This is a genomic window from Mesorhizobium sp. M7A.F.Ca.CA.002.04.1.1, from assembly GCF_004022805.1.
GTDB classification, from domain to species: Bacteria; Pseudomonadota; Alphaproteobacteria; order Rhizobiales; family Rhizobiaceae; genus Mesorhizobium; species Mesorhizobium ciceri.
Genome location: NZ_RZPL01001095.1, coordinates 1 through 1,155 on the forward strand (window position 1 = coordinate 1; position 1,155 = coordinate 1,155).

The following is a 1,155-nucleotide window of genomic DNA, read 5'->3' on the forward strand; positions in this document are numbered from 1 at the left end:
ACGATGTGCTGCTGGACGAAACCGGCGGCATCGGCTTCAAGAAGGGCTGCTATGTCGGCCGATGCAATCAGCACGCGCCGCCTGGCCGTGCCGCGATGCTGCATGCGCGAGACGACCTCCTGGCCGACATAGCAGCCCTTCTTGAAGCCGATGCCGCCGGTTTCGTCCAGCAGCACATCGTGGGGGAAGGCGTCTCCGAGTTGGTAGTCGCTGCCGCTTTCGGCAATGCCGCCGACAATGCGGAAGGCTTGCCACGCGGCAAGATCGCCGGGCTCATCCGTTTCGCCATAGGAACGCGTGACGGCACCCTTCGGAAAGCGTGTGTCGGCGGCCGCCGTTGAATCAGATTGTGAGGGTGTTGATTCATGTCCCCACGCGACGGTGACAAACGCCTGATCGGATTTGGTAATCTCGACCTTGGCGCGCAGTTTGTAGAGCGTCAGCCGGCGTACGAAATCGTCCGATATGTCGGCACGGCATTCGAGCCGGAATGCATTCTCGCCGGTGCGGGAGATCAGGAAATCGAACAGGATCTTGCCTTGCGGCGTCAGCAGCGCACCGGGTTTGGCTTCGCCGGGAGCCAGGATGTCGAGATCGGTGGTCAGGATGTTCTGCAAAAAATGCTCGGCATCCGGACCTGATACGGAAATGAGGGCGCGGTCTTTGAGCTGGGCACAGGGCATGGGCGGAAAAGCAACCTGATCTTGCAAAATGGTCGGCCTTTACGTAAGCCGCTGGCACTCCCCCCGCAAGAGAGCATGGCCATGATCTACGACCTCATCCTGACAGGCGGCACAGTGGTCAACCATGACGGCGAAGGGGCTCGCGACATCGGCGTGAAGGACGGGCGCATCGCTGCCATCGGCGATCTCCGCCAGGCCTCGGCCGGCGAGACGATCGACTGCCGCGGCCTGCATATCCTGCCGGGTGTCGTCGACAGCCAGGTGCATTTTCGCGAGCCGGGACTGGAGCACAAGGAAGATTTGGAAACGGGTTCGCGCGCTGCCGTGCTTGGCGGCGTCACCGCCGTGTTCGAGATGCCCAACACCAATCCGCTGACCACCAGCGAGGCAGCGCTTGCCGACAAGGTCCGGCGCGGCACGGGGCGCATGCATTGCGATTTCGCCTTCTGGGTCGGCGGCAGCCGCTCAAGCT

1 protein-coding gene and 1 pseudogene are annotated in these 1,155 nt (G+C 62.7%); one reads left to right on the top strand and one right to left on the bottom strand.

Annotated features, from left to right (window positions below; genetic code table 11):
• Positions 1-683 (bottom strand): folate-binding protein YgfZ (locus tag ENZ75_RS32430; RefSeq protein WP_164888200.1); only part of this gene is annotated, 683 nt, incomplete at its 3' end.
• Between the two features lie 75 nt (positions 684-758).
• Here ENZ75_RS32430 and ENZ75_RS32435 point away from each other — a divergent pair.
• Positions 759-1,155: pseudogene (locus tag ENZ75_RS32435) on the top strand (amidohydrolase family protein); the annotation flags it as partial.